General features: G+C 62.7%; 1 protein-coding gene. It reads right to left on the bottom strand.

The features are described from left to right. Positions 1–246: 246 nt before the first annotated feature. Complete coding sequence (locus M9827_RS07140) at positions 247–6,663, bottom strand: non-ribosomal peptide synthetase (RefSeq protein WP_250604611.1); 6,417 nt, start codon at positions 6,661–6,663, stop codon at positions 247–249. Positions 6,664–6,957: the final 294 nt, after the last annotated feature.

The following is a 6,957-nucleotide window of genomic DNA, read 5'->3' as shown; positions in this document are numbered from 1 at the left end:
GAGGTAACCTGCTGTAAATACGGAAAAAAAGAGCGCGCAGCAGCGAGTCCGTGCACGCGGCGCGCAGCCTGGAAAAACTAAAACATCGGGGCGTGGGTGTCTGACATGGGAAGCGGGGACAAGCTGCCGTGCCCGCTGTTCGTCTCTGTAGGAGCTGCCGAAGGCTGCGATCTTTTGATTTTGCTTTTAAAAACAAGATCAACAGATCGCAGCCTTCGGCAGCTCCTACAGGGATTGTGGTCGCCGTCAGAGCCGGCGTTTACGGTTGAGGCTCGGGATGGTGGTCTGGGCGATTTCGACCCGCTTGGCCTGCCGCGAGGTCTGTGCAGCCAGCGCGGCCAGCGTCGGCTGGCTGAACAGCGTGCGCGCGTCGACATGCAGGCCGGCCAGACGCATGCGCGCCACCAGACTGACCGCCAACAGCGAATGCCCGCCCAGCTCGAAGAAGTTGTCGTGCCGGCCCACCTGCTCGACTTTGAGCACCTGCGCCCAGATCTGCGCCAAGGCCGTTTCCACGTCGCCTTCCGGGGCCTCGTAAGGACGGCTGAGCAGCGCCTCCGCTCCCGGCTCCGGCAAGGCCTTGCGGTCGATTTTGTCGTTAGGTGTCAACGGCAATGCGGCCAGCATCACGTAGGCACCGGGCACCATGAATTCCGGCAACTGCGCCAGTACATGCGCTCGCAAGGCCTCAAGCGTCGGTGCAGTCAGCCCGGTACGCAGGGTGTAATACGCCACCAGTCGCTCATCGCGCACCACCACCACCACCACCGCCTCGCGGATGGCCGGGTGTTCCACCAGGCGCGCTTCGATCTCGCCCAGCTCAAGGCGTACCCCGCGCAGCTTGACCTGAAAGTCATTGCGCCCGAGGAAAACAAGATTGCCATCAGCGCCGTAACGCACCAGATCACCGGTGCGATACAAGCGATCACCGGCCACGAACGGACTGTCGATAAAGCGCTCGGCTTGCAGTTCCGGCAATCCGAGATACCCGCGCGCCACCCCCACTCCGCCAATGTGCAAATGCCCACTGACGCCAAACGGCACTGGCTGATCAAACGCATCGAGGACGTACAGCCGCGTGTTGCTCAAGGCCTTGCCGATCGGCACCACGCTCTGCGGCACCGGCGCGCCGGGTTCCAGGGTCCAGCCGCAGCTGTCGACCGTGGTTTCGGTTGGCCCGTAGACGTTATGCAGGCGCACCCACGGCAGGCGTTCGCGCACTTGCCGGGCCAAGGCGACGGTCAGTTCGCCGCCGCCGTTGAGCACGTCGGTGAGGCTGGTGCACTGACTGACATCGTCCTGTTCAATGAACTGCTGCAACAACGCCGGCACGAACTTGACCACGGTTATGTGCTGCTCGCGGATCACTTGCGTGACATACGCCGAATCGCGGTTGCCATCGGCCCGCGCCAGCACCAGGCGCATGCCCGAGCATAGCGGCCAGAAGATCTCCCACACCGAACTGTCGAAACTGTACGGCGCCTTTTGCAGCAACGCCCCATGCTCGGTGGGCGGCGCAAGCTGCGAGCCCCAATGCACCATGTTGCAGGCGCTGCGGTGCTCGATCATCACGCCCTTCGGCGTGCCGGTGGAGCCGGAGGTGTAGATCATGTAAGCCAGGTTCGTCGCGCCGAGGCCCGGCACCTGCGGATTGTCGTGCGGCTGGTCCTGCCAGGTACCGAGGTCGAGATCGATCAGCGGCACACCGGGTTCGCCAAGCAGATCACGCGTCGCGCCATGCACCAGCAGCGCGACCGGCGTGCTGTCTTGCAACATGTAGTTCAGGCGTTGCAGCGGATAATCCGGATCGAGCGGCACATAAGCACCGCCAGCCTTGAGAATGCCCAGCAGACCGATCACCAGCTCAGGCCCGCGCTCGACGCAGATCGCGACTCGCGAATCCGGCTTTACACCAAGCCCGCGCAGATGATGGGCCAAGCGGTTGGCCTGCTCGTTCAACTCGCGATAGCTCAGGCGCTGTTCGGCAAACTGCACGGCGATGGCATTCGGTTTGCGCCGCACCTGCTGTTCGAACAGCGCCTGCAGTGGCTGCTCCATCGGGCAGTCGACGGCGCTGGCGTTGAACTCGATCAACAGCCGTTGCAGTTCTTCTTGCGGCAACAGCGGCAGGCGATTCACCGGCTGCTGCGGCTCGGTTTCCAGCGCCGCGACCAAGCCTTTCAGGGCTGATTGCACATAAGTGCAAATTCGCTGCGCGCCGATGCTCGACAGGGTTCGGGTAGTCAAGCGCAAACCCGTGCCGAGGTCATCAACACTCAGGGTAAACGGGTAATTGGTACGTTCCTCGTTGGCCAGGGTCTCGATGCCCTGCCAGGTTTGCCGGGAGGTTGTTTGCTCGGCGTCATCGCTGTGCCGGTAGTTGAGCAAGGCGCTGAACAGCGGCGCTGGCGCAGCAACGCCGCTGCAACGCTGGGCCAGCGCCAATGACGCGTGTTCATGAGCCAGCAACGCAGTCAGGCGCGCATGAGTGGACTTCACCGCTGCGCACGCGCCCTCGCCGACATCGACCCGCAGCGGCAAGGTGTTGATGAATACCCCCAGCGCCCGGTCGGCACCGGCGCCACCCTGCATGCGCCCCATCAGCACGGTGCCGAATACCACACTTTGCTGCGCCGAGGTCACAGCCAATACTTGCGCCCAGGCGAGGTGAATCAGGCTGGCGATGCTCACGCCCGCCACACGCGCCTGCTGCTGCAGGCGCTGATACAGATCGCTCGTCAGCGCCTGTTCGGCCTCTTCGATGTTGCTGCCGTCGCCCTGGACGTTCTGCAAAGCGAACGGCAAGGTCGGCTCGTCGATGTCGGCGAGCATCTGCCGGAAGAACGCTTCATGCTCCTGCTCGCTGACGCCCAGGCGCGTCTGCGCCACATAGTTGCGGTACGGCACCGGTGCTGCCAGCGGTTCGCCGTGCCCGGACAGGCTGGCGTGAATTTCTTCGCGCATCGCCTCCAGCGCAATGTGATCCATCGCCAAATGATGAAACAGCAAGATGCCCACCACGCGGCCATGAGCGGGGTCAGGGGCATACATCAGGCGCAGCAGCGGTGCCTGACTGACATCCAGGCGATAGCGCCGCGCATCGAAGCGCGCGTGCAATTGATCGAGGATCGCGCCGTGAGCAGGATCCAGTTCGACCGCTTGCACCGGCAGAATCGCCTCGCGCCACACCACCTGCACTGGCGCCGTCAGCCCTTCCCAGACCACCGCCGTACGCAAAATATCGTGCCGCGCCATGACCTGACGCAGCGCCACGGCGAAGGCCTCGACCCGGTCGAGGCTGTCGAACGCCAGCAGTGATTGCAGCAGATACGGATCGCCCTGCGCAGCGGTGATGTGGTGATAGAGAATGCCTTCCTGCAACGGCGCCAACGGGTAGATGTCCTGCACATTGGCAGCGCCGCCGGGCACGGACGCGACGATACGCTCGATCATCGTTTGATCCAGTTGCACCAGCGGCAACAGGTCGGGAGTGATGTGCGTGCAATCGACCGGGATGCGATTGGCCGGCACTTCGACTTCGCGGCCGCTGCCCTCCGCTGCCGCCAACGCGGCCAGTGTCGGTTGGCTGAACAGCACGCGAACATCGCTGTTCATGCCGATCTGGCGCATGCGCTCGATCAGGCCCACGGCCAGCAAGGAATGGCCGCCCAGTTCAAAGAAATGGTCGTGGCGCCCTACCCGCTCAACCTGCAAAACCTCGGCCCAGATCTGCGCCAGGGCGATTTCGACGTCACCTTGTGGCGCCTCGTACTGCCGACGAATCAGCGCTTCCGGCCCCGGTGCCGGCAAGGCATGGCGATCGAGCTTGCCGTTGGCGGTCAGCGGCAACGTCGCCAGGCGGATGTAGGCAGCCGGCAGCATGGCGGCTGGCAAACGCGAGGTCATGTGCGCGTGCAGTTGCAGGATGTCCAGCGTTTCACGCTCGGTGAACCACGCCAACAGTTGGCCGTCGCGCACCAGCACCACGGCTTCCTGCACCGCATCATGGCTGGCCAGTGCCGCTTCGATTTCGCCCAGTTCGACGCGCACACCACGGACTTTCACCTGATCATCATTGCGACCGATGTACTCAAGATTGCCGTCAGCACGCCAACGGGCAAGGTCGCCGGTGCGGTACATGCGCGCATCCGGCTGCGCACTGAACGGGTCGTCGAGAAAGCGTTCGGCGGTCAATTCCGGGCGATTCAGATAGCCCCGAGCGACCCCGGCGCCACCGACATACAACTCGCCGATGATGCCGATCGGCACCGGGCGCTGCTGATCATCGAGCAGGTAAGCCGTGGCATTGCTCACAGGTTTGCCGATGTGCAACGCCTGCCCCGGGGTGATCAGCCCCGAAGTGGCGACCACCGTGGCTTCGGTCGGGCCATAGTTGTTGACCACCGCAAAAGACTGCGCGCGGTTGAACTGGCGCAGACGATCACCGCCGATCAGTAAGGTGCGCAAGGTCGGGTGATCGAGTTGTTTGCTGAAGGCGTATTCGGCGACCGGCGTAGGCAGGAAACTGACGTCCAGCGGCTGTGCCTGCCACCAGGCGAGCAACGCATCGATGTCTTCATTGCCTTCGCTTGCGGGCGAAAAATGCACCGTCGCCCCGGCACACAACGCCGGCCACACCTCCCACGCCATCGCGTCAAACCCGAACCCGGCGAGGCTCGACGTGTGCTGCCCGTGGCCAAGCCCAAACGCCGCACAATGCCAGTCGACCAGATTGCCCAACGTGCGGTGCTCGACCATCACGCCTTTGGGCAACCCGGTGGAGCCGGAGGTGTAAATCACATAAGCGAGGTGGCAGGTGTTCAACTCCGCCACGTCGGGATCGTTCACGTTGTCGAGCGACCACTCGCACCGATCCAGTTCGACCACCGGCAGCGCCGTGGCGGACAAACGATCACGCAGATCGCTTTGCGTCAGCAGCGCCACCGGCGCACTGTCGCTGAGCAGATAACTCAGGCGCTCGGGCGGATGTGCCGGGTCAATCGGCACATAAGCGGCGCCCGCCTTGAGAATCGCCAGCAGCCCGACCAACGTTTCCAGCCCCCGGCGGGCAACGATCGCCACACGATCATCAGGGCGCACGCCGAGGCCGATCAGATGGTGGGCCAGCGCGTTGGCTTGCCGGTTCAGCTCGGCATAACTCAGGGTTCGTCCCTGATACGTCGCGACCACGGCGTCCGGTTGTTCGTCTACTCGCGATTCGAAGCGCTGATGAATCAGTTGGCCTTGCGGATAATTGACCCGGGTGTCGTTCCACTCATTGAGCAGGGCCAGCTCTGCCGGGCTATTAAGGTTGAAATCGGCGATCGCCAGTGCCGGGCGCTCCAGGCCTTGCTGCAGAATCAGCGACAAGCGCTCGGTCAACGCCGTGATCTCGTCAGCGGTGAAATAGGCCGGCGAGTACACCAAATGCAACCAGGCCTTGTCGGTGTAACGGTTACTGCGCAGGTGAATGGCCAGCGGTGTCGCCTCGTGCTGGTTGGAGACCTTGACCGAGTGCCCCGACGCCTCACCGTAACGGTAGTCATAGTCATCCTGCTCGTAGGACACCGACAACTCGAACAGTTGCGCACGGTCTTCACGCAACAGGCCCAGCGCGCGGTTCATCTCGCTCAGCGGGTAGCGTTGATGGCGGAAATCCTGCTTCAGGTCAGCGCCGATCGCCTTGATCAATTCAGCGAACGACAACGCTCGGCCAAAGCCCATGCGCATTGCACTGACCTGGGTGAACAACCCCAACGTACCTTTGAAGCGGGCACCGCAGCGATTGAGAATCGGCAAGCCAACCACCCACTCGTCACGTTGCCCGCTGCGACTGAAATACACATGCAGTGCGGCCAGCAACACGTGAAAGGCCGAACCGCCGAGTTGCCGCGCGCAGTCCTTCATGCGCTGGTGCAGCACGGCTGGAAAAGCCTCGACGTGGATGCGACTTGGCGCTGTTTCAGCGTTGTGGGATTCGCGATGGCGGGGAATCAACAAGGGCTCAGGCAGGCTACGGTACTTGTCCAGCCAGTAGTGTTGATCGACTTCATAGCGGAGTGACTGATGGTAGCGCGCGTCATCTTCGATAAAGCCGACATACGACGGCGCCGCCACACGCGGGGGCTCGCCACGGCACAACGCGCTGTAGATGTCGCCCACCGACTTGAACAGCAGCGCGAATGCCCAGCCGTCGATGATCAAGTGATGGGCCTGCGCCGCCAGCCAGTGACGCTGCTGATCGAGGCGAATCAGGCTGAAGCGGAACAACGCGTGTCCGCTCAACACAAAGGCCTGCGCCATCTGCGCTGCAACCAGCGTCCGGGCCGCTGCCTGTGAATCGGGTTGTCCGCTGAGATCATGCAGCGGCATGGCCACCGGCAGTGACTGCGCAAACCCTTGCAACGGCAGCCCGTCGTGACCCACTTCTGCGAGCAGCACAATGCGCAAGGCATCATTCGCCGCCACCAGGGACTCAAGCGCCGAATGCAGCAATGCCGGATCCAGCGGCCCGCTCAGTTCGACGTAACCGCCAATGTTGTACAGCGGCGAATCTCCGCGGCTCAGTTGATCCAGCCAGATATCCCGTTGGGCGGCAGTCAGCGCAAAAGTCTCGACAGGCACGGACACATCGTCCGCCACGTTGGCAGAAGTAGACTGCATAAGATCCATCTCATGAAATTTTGCCGGTATTCAAGCATCGGCCCCGCCACCGACATGACACGTGAAACCCGGACAACCACGACGCTCCTATGCGCCTGTCTGACATTGCGGGGGTGTTTATCGCAGGCAATGCCTAAAAGTTCGGAGAGGAAATACTGAAAAGCTTGTAGGAAAAAAACCACACTCCAGCGCCGCCATTTGCCCGGCTGCTGAACGTCAGACGTCAGCAACCCGTGGATTTCCGGGGCGTTGGCGTGACCAGTCAGTCACGGATGCGTACTCACCTGTGTTCGA

The sequence above is a fragment of the Pseudomonas sp. AKS31 genome, from assembly GCF_023634765.1.
GTDB lineage: Bacteria > Pseudomonadota > Gammaproteobacteria > Pseudomonadales > Pseudomonadaceae > Aquipseudomonas.
This window is presented reverse-complemented; position numbering and strand designations above follow the sequence as displayed.

Coding starts and splice junctions, on each gene's coding strand:
- M9827_RS07140 (WP_250604611.1), bottom strand. CDS start 6,663: ATGCAGTCTACTTCTGCCAACGTGGCGGACGATGTGTCCGTGCCTGTC.